This is a genomic window from Microbacterium sp. WHRI 7836 (assembly GCF_040223885.2).
Classification (GTDB): domain Bacteria; phylum Actinomycetota; class Actinomycetes; order Actinomycetales; family Microbacteriaceae; genus Microbacterium; species Microbacterium oxydans.
Genome location: NZ_CP168171.1, coordinates 2,395,093 through 2,413,594, shown reverse-complemented (window position 1 = coordinate 2,413,594; position 18,502 = coordinate 2,395,093). Strand labels below are relative to the sequence as shown.

At 69.4% G+C, this 18,502-nt stretch carries 21 protein-coding genes; 9 read left to right on the top strand and 12 right to left on the bottom strand.

Annotation, left to right across the window (positions count from 1 at the left end):
* Positions 1 to 218: 218 nt before the first annotated feature.
* Positions 219 to 1,166 (bottom strand): 2,3,4,5-tetrahydropyridine-2,6-dicarboxylate N-succinyltransferase, encoded by a 948-nt coding sequence (gene dapD, locus ABRP18_RS11520; RefSeq protein WP_058633172.1) that lies wholly within the window; start codon positions 1,164 to 1,166, stop codon positions 219 to 221.
* A 64-nt stretch (positions 1,167 to 1,230) separates the two neighbouring features.
* Between dapD and dapE the strand changes: the two genes are divergently transcribed.
* The 3 genes from dapE to ABRP18_RS11505 all read left to right on the top strand — a co-directional run bounded on the left by dapE (position 1,231) and on the right by ABRP18_RS11505 (position 3,771).
* A complete protein-coding gene (gene dapE, locus ABRP18_RS11515) occupies positions 1,231 to 2,304 on the top strand; it encodes a succinyl-diaminopimelate desuccinylase (protein ID WP_046749565.1) in 1,074 nt (357 codons plus the stop codon).
* On the top strand, positions 2,286 to 3,503 hold the full coding sequence (locus tag ABRP18_RS11510; protein WP_349884676.1) for a hypothetical protein: 1,218 nt from the start codon (positions 2,286 to 2,288) through the stop codon (positions 3,501 to 3,503). The genes dapE and ABRP18_RS11510 overlap by 19 nt, the downstream gene beginning before the upstream one ends.
* Positions 3,504 to 3,597: 94 nt before the next feature.
* Entirely contained in the window at positions 3,598 to 3,771 is a 174-nt protein-coding gene (locus tag ABRP18_RS11505; protein WP_071328210.1) for a DUF3117 domain-containing protein, read from the top strand.
* 117 nt (positions 3,772 to 3,888) lie between these two features.
* Here ABRP18_RS11505 and ABRP18_RS11500 read toward each other — a convergent pair whose 3' ends face one another.
* Entirely contained in the window at positions 3,889 to 4,527 is a 639-nt protein-coding gene (locus ABRP18_RS11500) for an O-methyltransferase (protein WP_058633170.1), read from the bottom strand.
* An 89-nt stretch (positions 4,528 to 4,616) separates the two neighbouring features.
* Here ABRP18_RS11500 and ABRP18_RS11495 point away from each other — a divergent pair, with 89 nt between their 5' ends.
* The gene (locus ABRP18_RS11495; protein ID WP_061018124.1) at positions 4,617 to 5,006 is read left to right on the top strand and encodes a twin-arginine translocase TatA/TatE family subunit; all 390 of its coding nucleotides are present in this window, start codon (positions 4,617 to 4,619) and stop codon (positions 5,004 to 5,006) included.
* A gap of 34 nt (positions 5,007 to 5,040) precedes the next feature.
* On the opposite strand, the gene ABRP18_RS11490 is transcribed toward ABRP18_RS11495, so the two are convergent.
* Genes ABRP18_RS11490 through ABRP18_RS11475 form a run of 4 tightly spaced genes read right to left on the bottom strand, consistent with a single transcriptional unit; the run spans position 5,041 to position 8,453 of the window.
* Positions 5,041 to 5,535, bottom strand: coding sequence for a YcxB family protein (locus tag ABRP18_RS11490; RefSeq protein ID WP_046749561.1), 495 nt, complete (start codon positions 5,533 to 5,535; stop codon positions 5,041 to 5,043).
* A gap of 19 nt (positions 5,536 to 5,554) precedes the next feature.
* On the bottom strand, positions 5,555 to 6,676 hold the full coding sequence (locus tag ABRP18_RS11485) for an Mrp/NBP35 family ATP-binding protein (protein ID WP_349884675.1): 1,122 nt from the start codon (positions 6,674 to 6,676) through the stop codon (positions 5,555 to 5,557).
* The gene (locus ABRP18_RS11480) at positions 6,673 to 7,185 is read right to left on the bottom strand and encodes a DUF1003 domain-containing protein (RefSeq protein WP_045263089.1); all 513 of its coding nucleotides are present in this window, start codon (positions 7,183 to 7,185) and stop codon (positions 6,673 to 6,675) included. Before ABRP18_RS11480 ends, ABRP18_RS11485 begins: the two co-directional genes overlap by 4 nt.
* Positions 7,185 to 8,453, bottom strand: coding sequence for a magnesium transporter MgtE N-terminal domain-containing protein (locus ABRP18_RS11475; protein ID WP_046749559.1), 1,269 nt, complete (start codon positions 8,451 to 8,453; stop codon positions 7,185 to 7,187). The genes ABRP18_RS11480 and ABRP18_RS11475 overlap by 1 nt, the downstream gene beginning before the upstream one ends.
* Before the next feature lie 85 nt (positions 8,454 to 8,538).
* On the opposite strand from ABRP18_RS11475, the gene ABRP18_RS11470 reads away from it, so the two are divergent.
* Positions 8,539 to 9,246 carry a general stress protein gene (locus ABRP18_RS11470; protein ID WP_193761652.1) on the top strand — a complete coding sequence of 236 codons (708 nt, stop codon included), beginning with the start codon at positions 8,539 to 8,541 and terminating at the stop codon, positions 9,244 to 9,246.
* A 25-nt stretch (positions 9,247 to 9,271) separates the two neighbouring features.
* Positions 9,272 to 9,934 carry an alpha/beta family hydrolase gene (locus ABRP18_RS11465; protein WP_349884674.1) on the top strand — a complete coding sequence of 221 codons (663 nt, stop codon included), beginning with the start codon at positions 9,272 to 9,274 and terminating at the stop codon, positions 9,932 to 9,934.
* A gap of 6 nt (positions 9,935 to 9,940) precedes the next feature.
* Here the strand turns inward: ABRP18_RS11465 and ABRP18_RS11460 are convergent, their stop codons facing one another.
* The 3 genes from ABRP18_RS11460 to ABRP18_RS11450 are packed head-to-tail and all read right to left on the bottom strand — an operon-like array spanning position 9,941 to position 13,339.
* Positions 9,941 to 10,849, bottom strand: a complete 909-nt coding sequence (locus ABRP18_RS11460) for a phosphotransferase (RefSeq protein WP_179515916.1) — start codon at positions 10,847 to 10,849, stop codon at positions 9,941 to 9,943.
* Positions 10,850 to 10,858: 9 nt separating this feature from the next.
* Positions 10,859 to 12,280 (bottom strand): aminopeptidase P family protein, encoded by a 1,422-nt coding sequence (locus tag ABRP18_RS11455; RefSeq protein ID WP_058631832.1) that lies wholly within the window; start codon positions 12,278 to 12,280, stop codon positions 10,859 to 10,861.
* 36 nt (positions 12,281 to 12,316) lie between these two features.
* Positions 12,317 to 13,339 (bottom strand): endonuclease/exonuclease/phosphatase family protein, encoded by a 1,023-nt coding sequence (locus ABRP18_RS11450; protein WP_349884673.1) that lies wholly within the window; start codon positions 13,337 to 13,339, stop codon positions 12,317 to 12,319.
* Between the two features lie 119 nt (positions 13,340 to 13,458).
* Here ABRP18_RS11450 and ABRP18_RS11445 point away from each other — a divergent pair, with 119 nt between their 5' ends.
* Positions 13,459 to 14,331 (top strand): PHP domain-containing protein, encoded by an 873-nt coding sequence (locus ABRP18_RS11445; RefSeq protein WP_058631834.1) that lies wholly within the window; start codon positions 13,459 to 13,461, stop codon positions 14,329 to 14,331.
* Positions 14,332 to 14,394: 63 nt separating this feature from the next.
* Positions 14,395 to 15,309: a DUF817 domain-containing protein gene (locus ABRP18_RS11440; protein WP_349884672.1), complete on the top strand. Its 915-nt coding sequence runs from the start codon at positions 14,395 to 14,397 to the stop codon at positions 15,307 to 15,309.
* Positions 15,310 to 15,385: 76 nt separating this feature from the next.
* On the opposite strand, the gene ABRP18_RS11435 is transcribed toward ABRP18_RS11440, so the two are convergent.
* Positions 15,386 to 16,906 (bottom strand): DEAD/DEAH box helicase, encoded by a 1,521-nt coding sequence (locus ABRP18_RS11435; RefSeq protein ID WP_058631852.1) that lies wholly within the window; start codon positions 16,904 to 16,906, stop codon positions 15,386 to 15,388.
* A gap of 196 nt (positions 16,907 to 17,102) precedes the next feature.
* Here ABRP18_RS11435 and ABRP18_RS11430 point away from each other — a divergent pair, with 196 nt between their 5' ends.
* Positions 17,103 to 17,816 (top strand): ferritin-like fold-containing protein, encoded by a 714-nt coding sequence (locus tag ABRP18_RS11430; RefSeq protein WP_058631835.1) that lies wholly within the window; start codon positions 17,103 to 17,105, stop codon positions 17,814 to 17,816.
* Positions 17,817 to 17,869: 53 nt separating this feature from the next.
* Here ABRP18_RS11430 and ABRP18_RS11425 read toward each other — a convergent pair whose 3' ends face one another.
* Both ABRP18_RS11425 and ABRP18_RS11420 read right to left on the bottom strand, forming a co-directional pair.
* Entirely contained in the window at positions 17,870 to 18,157 is a 288-nt protein-coding gene (locus ABRP18_RS11425) for a hypothetical protein (RefSeq protein WP_046749550.1), read from the bottom strand.
* A gap of 7 nt (positions 18,158 to 18,164) precedes the next feature.
* Positions 18,165 to 18,389: a DUF3107 domain-containing protein gene (locus tag ABRP18_RS11420; RefSeq protein WP_045263100.1), complete on the bottom strand. Its 225-nt coding sequence runs from the start codon at positions 18,387 to 18,389 to the stop codon at positions 18,165 to 18,167.
* Positions 18,390 to 18,502: the final 113 nt, after the last annotated feature.

The following is an 18,502-nucleotide window of genomic DNA, read 5'->3' as shown; positions in this document are numbered from 1 at the left end:
GCATCGGTTCGCCGTTCGAAAGGCCAGCTCGTGCTGGTGGTGGGAGCGGTTCCGCTCGCTTCGGTCCTCGGAGACCCCGTGACGACGACGATGTTGGGTACCGGCGGTACACGCAACGGAGTCAGTCTACCAGTGCATGCATGAGCTCGGCTGCATGTCGGCTCCTGCGCGGGTCGCCGAGGCCACCTGCGTGCACTGACACCCGCCGCCCGGGGTTCTCAGGCGTGCAGGGCCTCGTTCAGCGTCACCCCGACGCCGGCGCGGCGGACGGCCTCGACGGCACCGCTGAGCGAGTTGCGGCGGAACAGCAGTCCGTCCTGACCGGAGAGCTCTCCGCCCTTCACCGTCCTCCGCCCGCCATCGGCGGTCACGGGGCCGTCGACCAGGACGATCTTCGTGCCGGCCGTCACATAGAGGCCTGCTTCGACGACGCAGTCGTCACCGAGGGAGATGCCGATGCCGGCGTTGGCGCCCAGCAGCGTGCGCGCGCCGATCGCGACGCGGTGCGTCCCTCCGCCCGAGAGCGTGCCCATGATGGAGGCGCCCCCGCCGATGTCGCTGCCGTCGCCGACGACGACCCCCTGGGAGATGCGGCCCTCCACCATCGACGCGCCGAGCGTCCCGGCGTTGAAGTTGACGAAACCCTCGTGCATGACAGTGGTGCCGGGGGAGAGGTATGCGCCGAGGCGCACGCGGGAAGCATCCGCGATGCGGACACCGGTCGGCTGCACGTAGTCCGTGAGACGGGGGAACTTGTCCAGACCCTGGACCTGGATCCCCGACCGCTGGAGGAGCGGACGCAGGCGGGCGGCGTCCGAGGGCAGGACGGGTCCCGCGTTGGTCCAGGCGACGTTCGGGAGATGAGCGAAGACGCCGTCGAGGTTCACATCGTTGGGGCGCACCACCAGGTGGGAGAGCGCGTGCAGACGAAGATAGGCGTCCGCGGTCGAAGCCGGTGCGGCGTCGAGGTCGATCTGCAGCTGCACGACTTCCACCGTGACGTTGCGTCGCTGGTCGGCTCCGGTGAGATCCGCGAGCGCGGTGACGGCGGCCTCATCCGCCTCCGCGGTTCCGGTCCGCACCTCGGGGTACCACGCATCCAGGACGGTGCCGTCTCCGGCGATCGTGGTCAGTCCGATACCCCATACCGTGCGCGCGTCGCTCATCCCTCCACGCTATCGCGCCCGCAGCGCGGTGACTGCACGCATGACGGGTAAGTAGTCTTGACCCATGGTGCTCGATCTGACCGCGTCCTCCGTCGACCTCACCCGTGCGATCTGCGATATCCCCAGCGTCTCCGGAGACGAGAAGACGCTCGCCGACGCCATCGAGGCGGCCGTCACGCCGCTGGGGCACCTGCAGGTCTTCCGCCACGGCAACACCGTCATCGCGCGCACGGATCTCGGTCGCGCGCAGCGCGTCGCGATCGCCGGGCACATCGACACGGTGCCCATCAATGCGAACCTCCCCACCCGCGACATCGAGATCGACGGTGTGCCGTACCTCTGGGGTCGTGGGACCGTCGACATGAAGGCAGGGACCGCGGTGCAGCTGAAGCTCGCTGCGGAGCTGGTCGAACCCGCGATCGACATCACCTGGATGTGGTACGACAACGAGGAGGTCGAGGCGTCGAAGAACGGCCTCGGGCTGCTCGCCGCCGTCCGCCCCGACCTGTTCGAGGCCGACTTCGCGATCCTCGGTGAGCCCTCCAACGGCGAGGTCGAGGGCGGATGCAACGGCACGATGCGGGCGATCGTGCGCACGTCGGGCGTCCGGGCGCACAGCGCGAGGGCATGGATCGGGGAGAACGCGATCCATCGTGCCGCGCCGATCCTCACCCGGCTCGCCGAGTACCGGGCCAGGGAGGTGCCGGTCGAGGGGCTGCTGTACCGCGAGAGTCTGAGCGCCGTGCGCATCGCAGGTGGCGTCGCGGGGAACGTCATCCCCGATGCCTGCGAGGTCGAGGTCAACTACCGCTTCGCGCCGAGCAAGTCCGCGGCGGAGGCCGAGACACATCTGCGCGGAGTCCTCGCGGGGTTCGACGTCGAGATCACCGACGCCGCCGAGGGTGCGCGTCCCGGCCTCGACGCGGAGATCGCGAAGCAGTTCGTCGCCGCCGTCGGTGCGGAGCCGCGGCCGAAGTACGGCTGGACGGATGTCGCCCGCTTCTCCGCTCTGGGGATCCCCGCCGTCAACTACGGCCCCGGCGACCCGCACCTGGCCCACCACGATGAGGAGCGCGTGCCGCTCGCGCAGATCGACGCCGTGGAGCGGGGCCTGCGCGCATGGCTCACCTCGCACTGAGCGCAGCGCGCCGTTGGGCGAAGGCGCCGATCGCGCTGCGCGTCGCGCTGATCTACCTCGGGGCGCGGGTCGTGACGACGGTGTTCCTCATCATCGCCGCATCGCTGTCGACCTCCTCCTCGCGCTTCGGCGCCGGGGCAGGCCTGATCGATTTCGTGCTCGGCTGGGACGCGCAGTGGTACTGGCTCGTCGCCGAGGACGGGTACCCGACAGAGCTGCCGCTCACGGATGCGGGCGACGTCGCCGAGAATGCCTGGGCCTTCATGCCGGTGTTCGCATATGCGGCCAAGGGGATCGGTCTCGTGCTCGGTTCCTGGGGAGCAGGCGCCCTCCTCCTCTCTCTCGGGGCCGGATACCTGGCGTGCCTCGTGCTGCACCGGCTGCTGCGCGAGCGCATCGGTGATTCCGCTGCGCTGTGGGCAGTGGTCTTCTTCGCGGCCGGCCCGATCGCGGCGATGTTCCAGGTGGGATACGCCGAGACGCTGTTCCTCCTGCTGCTCTTCCTCGCCCTCGACATGACGGCGCGGCGGAAGTACGCCTGGCTGTATCTGCTCATCCCGGCGATGGCCTTCACCCGCCCCGGCGTCCTCGCCTTCGCGCTCTATCTGGGATTACACGGGGTGGTGCGCTGGGTCCGTCGCCGCGACGATCCGTTGGCGGGGAGGGAGATCGCACACATCCTCGCGCTCGGGACGCTCGCGACCGTCTGCGGATTCGCCTGGCAGGTGATCGCCGGCATCGCGACAGGGGATGCGGGGGCGTATCTCGCGACCGAGCTCGCCTGGCGTCAGCACTGGATCACCGGCGGCGTCGAAGGGTTCATCCCTTTCGAGGGGTGGATCCAGGCGTCGCAGTTCTGGTTCGATCTCTGGGGCGTGCCGCAGTGGTGGGGGCCCATCGCCCTGGTGCTCATCGTGGCAGGTGCCGCCGCAGTGCTCCTGCTCTCACCGCAGGTACGGGCGCTCGGCGTCGATCTTCGCCTCTGGAGCGCGAGCTATCTGCTCTACCTGCTCGCCGTCTTCTTCCCCCAGTCGAGCACCTTCCGCCTGCTGCTCCCGCTCAGTCCGTTGTGGGGCGCGGTCGCCGTGCCGCGGTCTCGGCTCTGGCGTCTCGGCGTCCTGGCGGCATGTCTGGTCGGTCAATGGGTCTGGATATATCACGTGTATGGGCTCGGGAACACGTTCTGGCAGGTCCCGTGACCGTGGAGCTCGACCCAATTGTTGCTCCGTGACCTCCAGGTCCCGGTGACACCCGATAAACTCATCCCATACCACCGGAGGAAAGGGAGCCACGATGGCAGCGATGAAGCCGAGGACCGGAGACGGGCCTATGGAAGCCGTGAAGGAAGGACGACTCATCATCGTGCGCGTTCCACTCGAAGGCGGCGGCCGCCTGGTCGTCTCCGTGAACGACGCCGAGGCCAAGGAGCTTCACGACGTGCTTGGCGCCGTCGTGGCACCGGCCTGATCGACCAGGGATCCGCGTCAGCGGATCCGAAAGGGCGGTGGTTCCTCGGAACCACCGCCCTTCTTCCTGGGTCGGCACCTGCGTGGTCGGCGCCGCCTCCATCGGGAATCCGTGCGATCAGCCGCGCTCTGCGAGGCTGATCAGCTGCAGCAGGCCTTCGCCCGCGGGGGAGAGCGTCGCGAGCACGGCCGAAGACTCCTGCGTCTCCTGCACGAGGGATCGGTAGGCGGCCGTGATCTCGTCGCGCTGCACCGGGTCGGCGACGCGGCCGCCCGCCAGGACACGCGGCACGAGCACGAGGCCACCGGTGCGTGCGAGACGCAGACCGTGCTCGACGTACTCGATGACGTGCTCGGGGTCGGCGTCGACCAGCACGATGTCGTAGGAGTTCTCGTTCATGCGCGGGAGCACGTCGATCGCACGCCCCGTGATGAAACGTGCTCTCGTGGAGGGGATCTTCGCGTCGGAGAAGGCCTGCCGCGCGGCGGCGAGGTGCTCCGGTTCGTTGTCGATCGAGGTGAGCACGGCCTGGGGCGCGCCGCGGAGCAGCCAGAGTCCGGAGACACCGGCACCCGTGCCGATCTCGACGATCGACCTGGCGCCGGTCGCGGCGGCGAGCACAGCGATCTGAGAGCCGACGGACGCGCTGACGGGCATGGCCCCGAGCTCGAGCGCGTGCGCACGGGCGCGAGCGATGGCGTCGGGTTCCACGATGGACTCGCGCAGAAAACGCGCGTTCGCGTCATGCTCGCTCATGGCCTGTATCTCCCTGCCTGCCTGTGATCTTCTCCAGCGTATTCGGTCCGCGAGTGCGGGGACCGCAGGCGCGGCGGTAGCCTGTAGAGATGACGTTCGGGCTCACCTTCGAGAAGCTGTTGCTGATCGGCCTCATCGCGGTTCTGATCATCGGCCCCGAGCGTCTCCCGCGCGCAGCGGAGAGCTTCTCCCGCATGGTCCGCAAGGCCGGCGAGTACCTTCGTGCGACCAAGTCGAGGGTGCGCGAGGAGATGGGCCCCGAGATCGACGACGTCGACTGGCGCAAGCTCGATCCCCGCCAGTACGACCCGCGTCGGATCATCCGCGATGCCCTCATGGAAGAGCCGCAGCCGGCGACCCCGATGCAGGCCACAGCGACGATCGCGGAGCCGGTCGCAGGCTCCATCGCCCCCACGCGCGCGGTCCCGCAGGAGTTCAGCGCGACCAACCGCCCGCCGTTCGATCCCGAGGCGACCTGATCAGGTTGCGACGTCAGGGGTCCGCGGGAGAGGGCTAGGAGATCCGGGAGCGGAGAGCGGCGATGTCGTCGTCCGTCAGCAGCTCGCGGGGTATCGCGGTCGCGGCCGAGGTGTCGCGCAGCTTCAACAGCACCGCGTCCCTTCCCACGTGCATCCTCTGGAACGTGCGGTACGCGATGTCGGAGCGACGTCGCCCGCTTCCCATCTGCAGACCCTCGTCTTCCAGTGACACCCACACGCGTGTCCCGACGGGCATCGCGATCCGCACGGCGGTGCGCGCCCCCGACACCGACATGAACACGGCGAAACCTGCGAGCGCGACGATGAGCACGGGCATCCAGCCTGCCCCGTAAGGTCCCTCTTCCCCCGGAGCCACCGGCGCGGTGAGGTTGACGACGCTGAAGACGAGCGCCGCCGCGAGTGCGACCCACATGACGATGGCCGCAGGACGGGTCAGCGAGTAGATCGCGGCGTCGCGTGCCATCCGTCGCAGCAGGCTCTCGTCGACGGTCAGGGAACGTGCAGGCATCCGAGCATCCTCCCAATCCCTAGCGGATCGACATGGGCAGGGATCGGCCGGAGAGACCCCTGCCCCGGTGCGCGAGCGCGCTCGCGAGGCCGCGGATGGTCACGGCTGCGGCATCGTCCGTGTCGTCGGAGACGATCGGCCGTCCGGTGTCTCCGCCTTCGCGCAGGGCGGGGCTCAGCGGGATGGATGCCAGCAGCGGGACCGCGGCTTCCGGTTCGGAGAGTGCTTCGGCGACGGCCGCGCCGCCTCCGGAGCCGAACAGGTCGACGACAGTGCCGTCGGGGAGGGTGTACGCCGCCATGTTCTCGATGACGCCGATGACGCGCTGGCCCGTCTGCCGGGCGACGAGTCCGCTGCGGATGGCGACGTCGGCGGCGGCGGTCTGCGGCGTCGTGACCACGAGCACCTCCGCATGGGGGAGGAGCTGGCCGATCGAGATAGCGATGTCGCCCGTTCCCGGTGGCATGTCGATCAGCAGCACATCGAGGTCGCCGAAGAACACGTCGGTGAGGAACTGCGACACCGTGCGGTGCAGCATCGGACCGCGCCACGCGACGACGGATTCGCCGTCGCGGAGGAACATCCCGATGGAGATCGTCTTCACGCCGTGTGCGACAGGGGGGAGCATGAGGTCGTCGATGCGCGTCGGCTGCGTGCCTGCCGGGATGCCGAGCAGTCCAGGGATCGAGAAGCCGTGCACATCGGCGTCGACGAGCCCGACGGAGAGACCCTGCGCGGCGAGGGCGACCGCGAGGTTGGCCGTGACCGTCGACTTGCCCACGCCGCCCTTGCCGCTGGATACGAGGATCACGCGGGTGAGGGAGTCGGGGCCGAACGGCATGTGCCGTGCCGGCCTGCCCGCGCGGAGCTTCTCCGTGAGCGCCTTCCGCTCGGTCGGAGTCATCACGCCGACCTCGACCTCGACCTCGGCGATACCGGGAACGGACGCTGCAGCCTCGCGCACATCCGTCTCGATCCTGGAAGCGGCGGGGCAGCCCACGATCGTCAGGACGATGCCGACGTGTGCGCGATCACCCTCCACCGAGATGTCGCGGACCATGTCGAGATCGCCGATGGGACGACGCAGCTCGGGATCCGTCACAGCGGCGACGGCGGATCGGACGCGCTCCACCGCCGTCACGATGCGGAGCCGGATCGGGTCTTCTCAGGAGACTCTTCGAGCTCGGCGAGAAGAGCCTTGAGCTCCTGACGGAGCACGTCGCGCGTCACGACCTGCGAATTGCGCTCCTCGAGCGACATCCGCAGCGCCACGATCTCGCGGGCGAGGTACTCGGTGTCGGCGAGGTTGCGCTCTGCACGCTGGCGGTCCTGTTCGATCTGCACCCTGTCGCGGTCGTCCTGACGGTTCTGCGCGAGCAGGATGAGGGGTGCCGCATAGGAGGCCTGCAGCGAGAGCATGAGCGTCAGAGCCGTGAACCCGAGCGCGGCGTCGTCGAAGCGCAACTCGTCCGGCATCAGGGTGTTCCACACGATCCACAGCACGCAGAACAGGGTGAGGATCAGGAGGAACGCCGGCGTCCCCATCGCCCGCGCGACCCACTCCGTGAAACGGCCGAAGCGGTCGCGTGAGGTCGCCCTGGGGCGAGTGGTCGTGCGCCCTGGCGCGTCGAGGCGGGGGGAGCGGGGCATCAGCGCACCTCCTTCGCCGGAGCGGCGGCGTCGTCATTGTCGTGCGAGCGCCAGTCGTCGGGCAGCAGGTAGTCGAGCACGTCGTCGATGCTGATCGCTCCGACCAGGCGGTGCGCCGCGTCGATCACCGGGAGCGACACCAGGTCGTAGCTGGCCAGGAGGCGTGCCACCTCGGCGGCGGAGGCGGTGACGGGCACGGGTTCGAGACTGTCGTCGAGGATCGCGCCGAGCCGTTCATGCGGCGGGTAGCGCAGCATCCGCTGGAAGTGCACGAGCCCCAGCAGGCGCCCCGTCGGCGTCTCGAACGGGGGGAGCGTCACGAACACCGCGGCGGCCAGGGCCGGATGCAGCTCGTGGCGGCGGATCAGCGCGAGCGCTTCGGCCACGGTGGCATCGGCGGACAGGATGATCGGTTCCGGGGTCATCAGACCGCCGGCCGTGTCCGGGCCGTAGCGCAGCAGCATCCTGACGTCTTCGGCCTCCTCCGGCTCCATGAGCTCGAGGAGCTGCTCCAGACGGTCCGGTGCCAGCTGCGCGAGGAGGTCGGCCGCGTCGTCCGGCTCCATCTGGTCGAGGATGTCGGCCGCGCGCTCGTCTCCCAGGCGATCGAGGATGTGCACCTGCTCGTCTTCGGGCATCTCCTCGAGGGCATCCGCGAGGCGGTCGTCGGAGAGCTCCTCCGCGACCTCGATCATGCGCTGCTGCGGGAGATCGAGGAGGGTGTTGGCGAGGTCGGCCGCATGCAGCTCGGAGTACGAGGCGACGAGCTGCTCCGCCGACTGCGACTCGCCGGGAGCGCGCTGCTCCGTCACCTCGCTCCAGGCGGCGAAGGTCGTCGGGCCCTTCGCGAAGGGAGAGGCGCTGGTCTTGGGTCGGCGGAGGAACAGCTGGCTGATCGCCCACTCGCCGAGCCGGTTGGGCTCGATCGCGATGTCCTCGATCACGGCGGTGCCGCTGCCGTCGACGAAGCTCACCCGTCGCCCGAGCATCTCCGCCAGCACGCGGACCTCACCGGCGCGGGGGGAGAAGCGGCGCACGTTGATCAGGCCCGTGGTGATCACCTGGCCGGAGCGGATCGAGGTGACGCGTCCGATCGAGAGGAACACGTGTCGTCGCCCCGGGATCTCCACGACCAGGCCGATGACGCGGGGTGCCGCGGTACTTCGATACACGACGACGACATCCCGGACCTTGCCGAGCCGGTCGCCGACGGGATCGAAGACGGCGCACCCGGCGAGGCGCGCGGCGAATACCCGTTGTGTGCTCACCTCTCCAGAGTAGTCGGCGGCTCAGGTCTCCGGCGGGATGGCCGCGCCTCGGGCCGTCCATCGGTGCGCGTGGAAGAATAGCCGGATGAGCATGCTGAACCGGCCCGCGAGCGGCACAGACACCGGCGAGATCGTCGCGTCGATGCGCGACTACGAGAGCGCGCAGAAGACGGTCTCGAAGCTGATCGCGGGGGAGGTGCCCGCGCGCGACATCGCCATCGTCGGACAGAGCGTGCGCACGGTCGAGCGGGTGACCGGCAAGCTCGGCTATGCCGCCGCAGCGCGCTCCGGCGCGATCAACGGCGTGCTGATCGGTCTCTTCCTCGCCGCGATCCTCGTGCTGGGCAACCCCGAGGTGCCGATCCAGCTCTTCCTGGGCTTCGTGCTCATCGGCGTCGCGGTCGGAATGCTCCTGAGCCTCATCACCTATGCGATCGTGCGTCGTCGCCGAGACTTCGCCAGTGTCACGCAGTTCGCCGCCGATCACTACGAGGTCACGGTGCTCTCCTCCTCGCTGGGCAAGGCCCGTCAGGTGCTCGGGGCCAACAAGGTCGCACCGGTGCGTCCCCCCGTCAACCTCGATGAACCGCCCCGCTACGGCGAGCGGATCACTCCTGGGGCGACGGTGCCGGAAGCCACGCCGGCGCCCGAGCCCGCCCCTGCGCCCGAGGAACCCGTCATCCCGCCGCGCCCGGCAGATCCGGTGGCGGAGCCGGTGGAGCCGGAGCACACTCCCGATCCCGCTCCTGATCCCCGCCCGGACTCCGACGGAGTCCAGGGCGAGCGGGCATGACGTCGGTGCCGGTTTCCGCCGCCTGATGGTCGAGATCCAGGTCGAGTTGCCGACCGGACCCGCGGCGGTGTCCGCCGACTGGGCCCCCGGCGACAACGGCGCGACGGTGATCGTCGCGCACGGCGCCGGGACGGGCAAGGACCATCCGTTCTTGACGGGCTACGTCGATGCGCTGAGCGAGAGCGGCTTCTCGACTCTGCGGTTCAACTTCCCCTACGTCGAGCAGGGACGACGCATGCCCGGTCCCGCCCCGCATACGATCGCCACCTGGAACGCCGTCGTGGCCTTCGCCCGCTCGGCCGACCCCGCGGCGACCGTCTGGGCGACGGGGAAGTCGTACGGCGGGCGGATGGCGTCGATGGCGGTCGCAGAAGGGCTGCGTGTCGACGGGCTCGCCTACCTCGGCTACCCGCTTCATCCGCCGGGGCGGCCCGAGAAGCCGCGCATCGAGCATCTGCCGGACATCACGGTGCCGCAGCTCTTCGTCGAGGGGACCAACGATCCGTTCATCCAGCCCCTCTCGCAGTTCGAGGAAGCGGTCGCGAGCTGTCGGGATGCGCGCGTCGTCTGGGTCGATGGCGGCGGGCACACCTTCGAGGTCAAGGGGCGGAAGCGCCCGGCGGAGCAGATCGGAGCGTCACTCGCGCCGATCGTCGCGGAGTTCGTCCGCGCTCGCCGGTCCGGCTGAGAGCGGTCAGTCGATGAGCGCGGAGAGACCTGCATCGGCCAGCAGACGTCGCACCGTCGAGATGCCCAGTGCGCTCATGATCGGGTTCGAGGCCTCGTAGTACCAGCCGAGCCCGAGCGCCTGCTGGAGCGCCCATGCCGCGCCCCGGTGCCATTCGACGTCGTCCGCGCCGACGTCGTCACGGAGGATGCGCCGTGTCGGTGCGTCGAAGAGATGCCAGGCCGCGACGAGGTCGAGGGCAGGATCGGCGGGTCCGAAGCTTCCGCCGTCGAGCACGCCGGCCAGTCGCGTCTCATCCGCACGCTCGGCGACCAGGAGATTGAACGGGGTGAGGTCTCTGTGGCTCATCACCTCCGCGATGGGAGACGGGAGCTCCCGCAGCGCGCCCCAGAGCCTCTCGGCGCGTGGCGCATCGAACAGGTGCGCGCTCCTGGCGAGGCAGTGCGCGACCCACTCGTCGTGATCGCCGAGGCGACCGCCGCGACCGTTGCCGTCGAAGGTGCGTCCGCGGAGGTCGACGGCGCGCAGTGCCAGGATCAGCGAGGCCAGGTCGCGCGCCAACGCCGGGGCGGCGGCGGAGCGCGCAGGGTCCGCCGTCTCGCCCTCGACCCAGGTCTGCATCGCCCAGGCCGAGGGGAACTCCGGCGACGGCGCGGCGATCCCGTACGGTCGCGGCGCGGGGTAGGGACTGGCGGCGGCGAACTCGTCGAGAGCGGCGGCCTCGCCCGCGAGCTCGGTCTCCGTCGCCCCGAGTAGCGGGAACCGGGCGACGTGTTCCCCGCCCACGCGGATGATCCTGTTCACGGTCCCCGTGAGAGGCACGGCTCGCACCGGCTCTCCGCGCAGTTCGGGGAACCGCCGGGCGATCAGGCGTGCCGCCGCCGCCGTGTCGAGCGCGAGTTCCCCTTCATGCATCCGACGAGGTCAGCTCTGCAGGCGTGCGATCCACGCCTCGACCTCGTCGGCCGTGCGCGGGATGCCGGCCGAGAGGTTCACCGGACCGTCCTCGGTCATCACGATGTCGTCCTCGATGCGCACGCCGATGCCGCGGAGCTCGGCGGGCACGGTGAGATCGTCGATCTGGAAGTACAGCCCCGGCTCGATCGTGAACACCATGCCCGGTGCGAGGATGCCGTCGTAGTACATCTCGCGGCGGGCCTGCGCGCAATCGTGCACGTCGATTCCGAGGTGGTGCGAGGTGCCGTGCACCATGTAGCGCCGGTGCTGACCGCCCTTGTCGGCGTCCAGAGCCTCTTCCGCTGTGACGGGGAGCAGACCCCACTCGGCCGTGCGCTCGGCGATGACCTTCATCGCGGCACCGTGCACATCGCGGAAGCGCACCCCGACCTTGGCAGCGGCGAACGCGGCATCCGCTGCTTCGCGGACCGTCTCGTAGACGCGGCGCTGCACCTCGGTGAACGTGCCGGAGACCGGCAGGGTGCGGGTGATGTCGGCGGTATACAGGCTGTCCGCCTCGACGCCGGCGTCCACCAGGATCAGATCACCGGGAACCACGGTCCCGTCGTTGCGGGTCCAGTGGAGGTAGCAGGCGTGCGGCCCCGATGCGGCGATCGTGTCGTACCCCTCGCCGTTCCCGTCCTCGCGTGCGCGGCGGTGGAAGACACCCTCCACGACGCGTTCGCCGCGGGCGTGCGCCGTCGCAGCGGGGAGCTCACGGATGATGTCGTCGAAGCCGTTCGCCGTGATCTCGACCGCGCGGCGCATCTCTGCGATCTCGAACTCGTCCTTGATGAGACGCAGCTCGGAGACGAAACGGGTGAGCGCCTCGTCCTCGTCGAGCACGAGCTCGCCCTCGACCGCCTCGAGCTCGTCGAGGTGCGCCGTCGTGATCTGGAGGTCGGCGGCGACGCCGGCGAGGGAGGGTCGCGGTCCGATCCAGAACTCGCCGACCGTCGCGTCGGCGTAGAACTCCGTGGTGGTGCGGTCGGCACGCTCGCGGAAGAAGAGCGTGATGTCGTGACCGTTCTCGGTCGGCGCGAAGACGAGGACGGAGTCGGGCTCGGCGTCGGAAGCCCACCCCGTCAGGTGCGCGAAGGCGGAATGCGCCCGGAAGACGTAGTCGGTGTCGTTGCTGCGCTGCTTGAGCGAGCCTGCCGGGATCACCAGACGCTTGCCGGGGAACGCGGCGGAGACGGCGGCGCGGCGGATGGCTGCGTATGAGGCCTGCGCACGCGGGGCAGGGAGCGTCTCCGGACGCTCGGCCCAGCCGGTGGAGATGGTGTCGAGGAAGCCCTGCGGGAACGGCTGCTTGCGGTTCGTCGTGCCGTTCTCGGCAGACGCTTCGACGGTGGGCTCTGCGATCGTGTCGCGCTCTCCTGTGCTCATCCCTCCAGTCTGTCACCTGGTGGGCCGGCGTGGGACTCAGCCGGCGGGCTCGAGCTGCACGACGAGGGCGCGGTGGTCGCTTCCGCCGGCATCGTCGAGCACGACGGAACCGCTCGGCGACCAGTTCTGCGACGCCATCACATGATCGATGGGTGCACCGGCGAGGGCGGGCAGCGAGCTCGGCCACGTGCCCGTGAGTCCGTTCCCGGCGCGGGCGGCCACATCGCGGCAGTATCCGATGTCGCCGCCCTCAACTCCGAGCGGAGCCATGTGATCGACGGTGGCGTTGAAGTCGCCGGCGAGGATGAAGTCACCCTGCGGGCACTGATCGGCGATCCACTGCAGATCGCTCCGCCACTGCTGCATCTCCTCCATACGCGGGGCCACCGCGTGCACCGCGACGATCGTGGGGCCGGTCCCATCGGTCGGCATGAGCACGACGCTGGGAACGGAGCCGGTGTTGCTCGTGCCGTCCTTGGCCGATTCGATCACAGAATACTCGCCGAGGTCCGGAGCGACGAGCACGGTGGTGTGCCAGGACTGCGGGCCGTCCTGCACATCCGGTCGGAACTGCACGTGATGCACCCACATCGGATGTCCCTGCTCGCGCAGCATGATGGCGATGCGCTCGCCGACGGCCTCGGTCGTCTCAGGGAGCGCGACGATGTCGGCTCCCTGATCGAGGATCCGCTGCGCGATCACCTCCGCGGAGACGGCCTCGCCCGCGGTGTTCCAGGTGAGCACGCGCACACTGCCGTCGGTCTTCTCCGGGAGCGCGGATGATCCGAAGCCGCGCACGGCTCCGATGGCCGCGGTCGCACCCGCGCCGAGCAGCGCCACGATGAGGATCGATGCGGCGAACCCCCTCAGTGGGCGGGCGAACAGGAGGAGGAGCGCCAGGGCCGCGACGACGAGGAATCCGCCGAGTACGAGACCGCGCGCCGATACCAGCTGCGCGAACGGGTACGTCTGTTCCAGACGGAAGAACTGCGGCCACACCACGATCGCCGTCGCGATCGCGAGAAGCACGGTGAAGAGGATCCCCAGGAGACGAAACATCCCCTCCAGCCTAGGAGCGCCGCCTGGGAAGTCCCTGCCTCGACATCCGTGCCGAGCCTGAGCGGGATGGGGCGCGCCTGAGCGGGCCTGGGGCCGCGGATGCTCGGTACGCTCGGAGGATGGCCACTTCGTCCCCCGGGTTCGCCGGTCCCGCCGACCTGCACCTGCACTCCAACCATTCCGATGGCACGGAGTCGCCGGCCCAGGTGGTGGCCCAGGCGCATGCGCACGGGGTGCGTACTCTGGCGCTGACCGATCACGACCGCACCACGGGGTGGAGCGAGGCCGGAGATGCGGCTGTCGAGCTCGGTATGACGTTCATCCCGGGGATGGAGCTCTCCGCGAAGCACGAGTGGCGGAGCGTCCACGTGCTCGGGTACCTCTTCGACCCGGAGGACGAGGCGCTGCGTGCGGAGACCGATCGCATCCGCGGCGATCGGATCGGCCGGGCCGAGCGCATCGTGCGCAACATCGGGCGGGACTACGACCTGCAGTGGGACGACGTGGTCGCGCAGACAACGCGGGATGCCACCGTGGGGCGCCCGCACATCGCCGACGCCCTCATCGCGCGCGGCATCGTGCGGGACCGGACGGAGGCCTTCGACGGCATCCTGCACCCTCGCGAGGGCTACTACGAGCCGCACTACGCGCCCGATCCGCTGACGGCGGTGCGTCTGATCACGGACGCGGGGGGAGTGGCGATCATCGCCCACCCCGTGACGGCGGGTCGCGACCGCATGATGCCCGTGCCGTTCATCGAGCGACTCATCGCCGCGGGGCTCGGCGGATTCGAGGTCGAGCATCGGGAGAACACGGAGTCGGGCAAGCGGGTGCTGCGTGAGATCGCCGCGAAGCACGACCTCATCGTCACCGGATCGAGCGACTATCACGGCACCGGCAAACCGAACCGCCCTGGCGAGAACACGACCTCCGAGGAGATGGTGTCCAGGCTCATAGCACGAGGCACCGGCATCACCCCGCGTTTTCCCTGACCCTCGGCGTTCTGTCGGCGACTTCCCTGCGGGCTGTCGAACCGGACCGATACCGTCCGAGGCATGCAGCGAGCGACTTCCCTGGAGCGGCGCGTCGACGCGTGGGCTCACCGGCTCCTCCGTGACGCCCCGTCGAACGGTGTCCGCGCCGGCCTCATCGAGTTCTCGGTGTTCGTGGTCAAGCAGGCGTGGGCGTGCATCTTCGGTGGAGCGCTCCTGGTCCTCATCGTCGCCGCGCGCCTGTGGTATCCCGACGACGCGGCGCTGGCCCGCAACGACGCGCTGACGATCGCTGCGGTGCTGATCCAGATCGCGATGCTCGTCTTCCGCTTGGAGAGCGGCCGTGAGCTGTGGGTCATCGTCCTGTTCCACATCACCGGCACCGTGATGGAGCTGTTCAAGACCGATGTGGGTTCGTGGGCGTATGCCGCAGACGGGATCCTCCGAATAGGCGGGGTCCCGCTGTTCAGCGGCTTCATGTACGCGGCGGTCGGGTCGTACATGGTCCGCGTCTACCGGCTGTTCGATCTCGGGTTCACGCGGTATCCGCGACGCTGGATGACGGCGATCCTCGCCGGGGCGATCTACGTCAACTTCTTCACGCACCACTGGTGGTGGGATGCGCGGTGGGTGCTGCTCGTCGGAGTGGTGCTGCTGTGGCTGCCGACCGTGATGCACGCGCGCGTCTGGCGGCGTACGATCCGCCTTCCCCTGCTGGCCGTCTTCGCGGGTGTGGCGGTGTTCATCTATCTCGCCGAGAACATCGGCACCTGGGCGGGCGCGTGGGCCTATCCGGATCAGGCCGGAGGGTGGCAACCGGTCTCGCTGAGCAAGCTGAGCTCGTGGTTCCTGCTGATGATCATCTCGGTCGTCCTGGTGGCCTGGGTGTATCCGCCGCAGGTTCCCGGAGCGCTGTTGCGTACGACGGGGAGCGGAACCGCCAGGAGAGTGCAAGGGGGCGGCGAGGATCGCGCCTGACGTCGTCGCCCGTGCATGCGAGAGGGCGCATGGTTCGGGGGAGTTCCCGACCCATGCGCCCTCTCGGTGTGACGACTCAGGCTCCCGCGACGGGAGCGGCCCCTGCTCCGGAACCCCCGCGGCGACGGCGGCGACGGCGTGCGGGAGCCGGCTTGCCGTCGTGGTGCTCCTTACCAGCGCCGTCGTGGGTCCCTGCGCCCTCGGCTCCGCGATCGGACGATGGCGCGGTCTCTCCCTCGCCGCTGGATGACGACGCGGCGCCCTCGGCGAACGTCGAGCCCACGGGCGTCGAGCTGTTGCGGCGACGCCGGCGACGACGGGTACCGCTCTCGTCGGTGCCCTCCGCCGCGGCGTCGGTCGCCCGCTCGGGGCGACGGCTGCGCTCGGTCTTGACGGACTCCGTCTTGGGCGCCGACACCAGGCGGCCCTTCGTGCCCTGGGGGATGTCGAGGTCCTCGTACAGGTGCGGGCTCGACGAGTAGGTCTCGATGGGCTCGGGCTGACCGAACTCGAGGGCCCGGTTGATGAGGGCCCACTTGTGCAGGTCTTCCCAGTCGACGAAGGTGACCGCGATCCCGGTCTTGCCCGCGCGGCCGGTACGGCCGGCGCGGTGCAGGTACGTCTTGTCCTCGTCCGGAATGGTGTGGTTGATCACATGGGTGACGTCGTCGACGTCGATGCCTCGAGCGGCGACATCGGTCGCGACGAGCACGTCCTTCTTCCCCGCCTTGAAGGCGGCCATCGAACGCTCACGCTGGTCCTGGCCCATGTCTCCGTGCACGCCGCCGACGTTGAAACCGCGGTCGCTCAGCTCATCGACGAGCCGCTGCGCCGCACGCTTGGTGCGGGTGAAGATCACGGTCTTGCCGCGCCCCTCCGCCTGCAGGATGCGGGCGATGACCTCGTCCTTGTCCATGGAGTGAGCGCGGTACACGAGGTGCTTGATGTTGGCCTGCGTGAGGCCCTCATCGGGGTCGTTGGCGCGGATGTGGATCGGGTTCGACATGAAGCGACGCGCGAGGGCGACGATCGGACCGGGCATGGTCGCGGAGAACAGCTGCGTGTGGCGGACGGCCGGCACCTTCTGGAAGATCTTCTCGATGTCGGCGAGGAAGCCGAGGTCGAGCATCTTGTCGGCCTCATCGAGCACGACCTCGGTCGCGTTCGAGAGGTCGAGCAGGCGCTGGCCGGCGAGGTCGATCAGTCGGCCGGGGGTGCCGACCACGATCTGCGCTCCCGCCTTCAGCTGGTCGATCTGGCCCTCATAGGCCTTTCCGCCGTAGATGGCGACGACGCTGGTGGAGCGGTTGCTGGTGAGCAGGTCGATGTCCTCGTACACCTGCACCGCGAGCTCACGGGTCGGCACCACGATGAGCGCCTTGACGCCGTGCTCCGGGTCCTTGCCGAGACGCTGGACGACCGGGATGCCGAAACCGAAGGTCTTGCCGGTTCCCGTCTTGGCCTGACCGATGATGTCCTGGCCGGGAAGGCCGAGGGGGATGGTCTGCTCCTGGATGGGGAACGCGTCCACGATGCCCTTGGCGGCGAGTGCGTCGACGATGTCCTGATCGATGCCGAGATCGGCGAAAGTTGTCACTTTGTTCAGATTGCCTGTCCGGCGACCCTGCGGGATCGCCACGTTCACGGATCCACGCCGTCTCTTGTGCCACAGGCGCGGGGCCCCGCTCCGACGGCGGGGACACGCCCAGCCTACCCGAGGGGTGCCGCAGGCCGGGAAGAGGGCTTCCGCACGAGTATTGTGAACGTCGTGGTGGACTCGGGAGGACGACCTCGTGGTTAAGTGGTTCTGGCAGCGCGATGCGGCGCCGCGACGCACCCTCGCCTTGCGCGGCAGGGGAGAGCAGGGAGATGCGACGCGCATCGACTTCGCCGAGCTCGCCCCCGAGCTGAACCGCTTCCTCGGACAGGCCGCCTATCTGCAGCTGGGCTACTTCGAGACGCTGACGCGTCTCATCCGTGCCACACCCGAGCTCTCCGAGAAGGAGTCGCTCTCGCGCGCAGCCGGAGCCGCGCTCACCAAGCACCGCGGGATCGTGGAGCTCATCGCGGAGCGGGGGGACGACCCGACGCAGCTGATGCTGCCGTTCCGGGAGAACCTCGATGCGTTCCGTCGGAAGACCATCGGCGCCCGCCCTCGCGAGACGCTGCTCGCCGTCTACATCACCGCAGGGATGTTGGACGACTTCTACCTCGCGCTGGCCTCCAGCTACGGGGAGACCGGGCACCGCGTGGCGCAGATCCTGCGCGAGGACGATGCCAGGCACGAGATCGTCGCCATCGTGCAGGAGACCATCGAGAGCGATGAGGAGTGGCGGTCGCTGCTGTCGATGTGGGCCCGCCGTCTCGTCGGCGACACCATCCTCGTCTGTCGCTCGGCGCTACGGCCGGAGCGTCTCGACGTCGACGAGGAGCGGATCGAGCCGGTGTACACCGAGCTCATGGGCGCTCACGCACGGCGCATGGACGCCATGGGACTCGCGTCCTGACCCGACATCGCCACACGCGCGGTCGGTTCGAGGCGGTCAGATTCCGACGGCGGTCAGATTCCCAGCGCGACTCGCTTCTGGGCGTCGGCGCGCTTGCGCATCCCGGTGATCGCCACGGTCGCCAGTGCGGCGACGATGGGGGCTCCGAGGACGCTCGCGAGCCACAGCCAGATGCTGTCCTCGCCCACGCCCGCCCACTGCAGGGCGGTGTACAGGACCGCAGCCACCGCGGTCGCGATGGCGGGGGTCAGAGCGACACCGCGCAGCTCACGACCGCCGATCAGGAAATGTGCGGCGATCCCGAGAGCGCACGCGCCGATGAGTGCGAGGAGGATGTACATCGTCGGGTCAGGCGACGAAGCCGACGCGGCGGGATTCCTCGGTGCCCAGCTCGATGTACGCGAGGTTCGCGGTCGGGACGATGTAGGAGTTGCCCTTCACGTCGGCGAAGCTCACGTGCGACGCGCTCTGCTCGAGGGCGGTGGCGACCTGGGTGCGCACCTCTTCGGCGCTTGCGCCGGTGTCGAAGCTCAGTTCACGGCCGGTGTTGATGATGCCGATGCGGATTTCCACGCGTGCTCCTTGAAGTTCGGGGACTGCGCCAACTCTACCCCGGGAGTACAGGCCGGGATCGGCCGTCGCGGCCTGTTTCGCCGTGAGCGCACAGGGGGAAGGCACCATGGCTG

Coding starts and splice junctions, on each gene's coding strand:
- dapD (WP_058633172.1), bottom strand. CDS start 1,166: ATGAGCGACGCGCGCACGGTATGGGGTATCGGACTGACCACGATCGCC.
- dapE (WP_046749565.1), top strand. CDS start 1,231: ATGGTGCTCGATCTGACCGCGTCCTCCGTCGACCTCACCCGTGCGATC.
- ABRP18_RS11510 (WP_349884676.1), top strand. CDS start 2,286: ATGGCTCACCTCGCACTGAGCGCAGCGCGCCGTTGGGCGAAGGCGCCG.
- ABRP18_RS11505 (WP_071328210.1), top strand. CDS start 3,598: ATGGCAGCGATGAAGCCGAGGACCGGAGACGGGCCTATGGAAGCCGTG.
- ABRP18_RS11500 (WP_058633170.1), bottom strand. CDS start 4,527: ATGAGCGAGCATGACGCGAACGCGCGTTTTCTGCGCGAGTCCATCGTG.
- ABRP18_RS11495 (WP_061018124.1), top strand. CDS start 4,617: ATGACGTTCGGGCTCACCTTCGAGAAGCTGTTGCTGATCGGCCTCATC.
- ABRP18_RS11490 (WP_046749561.1), bottom strand. CDS start 5,535: ATGCCTGCACGTTCCCTGACCGTCGACGAGAGCCTGCTGCGACGGATG.
- ABRP18_RS11480 (WP_045263089.1), bottom strand. CDS start 7,185: ATGCCCCGCTCCCCCCGCCTCGACGCGCCAGGGCGCACGACCACTCGC.
- ABRP18_RS11470 (WP_193761652.1), top strand. CDS start 8,539: ATGAGCATGCTGAACCGGCCCGCGAGCGGCACAGACACCGGCGAGATC.
- ABRP18_RS11465 (WP_349884674.1), top strand. CDS start 9,272: ATGGTCGAGATCCAGGTCGAGTTGCCGACCGGACCCGCGGCGGTGTCC.
- ABRP18_RS11460 (WP_179515916.1), bottom strand. CDS start 10,849: ATGCATGAAGGGGAACTCGCGCTCGACACGGCGGCGGCGGCACGCCTG.
- ABRP18_RS11455 (WP_058631832.1), bottom strand. CDS start 12,280: ATGAGCACAGGAGAGCGCGACACGATCGCAGAGCCCACCGTCGAAGCG.
- ABRP18_RS11450 (WP_349884673.1), bottom strand. CDS start 13,339: ATGTTTCGTCTCCTGGGGATCCTCTTCACCGTGCTTCTCGCGATCGCG.
- ABRP18_RS11445 (WP_058631834.1), top strand. CDS start 13,459: ATGGCCACTTCGTCCCCCGGGTTCGCCGGTCCCGCCGACCTGCACCTG.
- ABRP18_RS11440 (WP_349884672.1), top strand. CDS start 14,395: ATGCAGCGAGCGACTTCCCTGGAGCGGCGCGTCGACGCGTGGGCTCAC.
- ABRP18_RS11425 (WP_046749550.1), bottom strand. CDS start 18,157: ATGTACATCCTCCTCGCACTCATCGGCGCGTGCGCTCTCGGGATCGCC.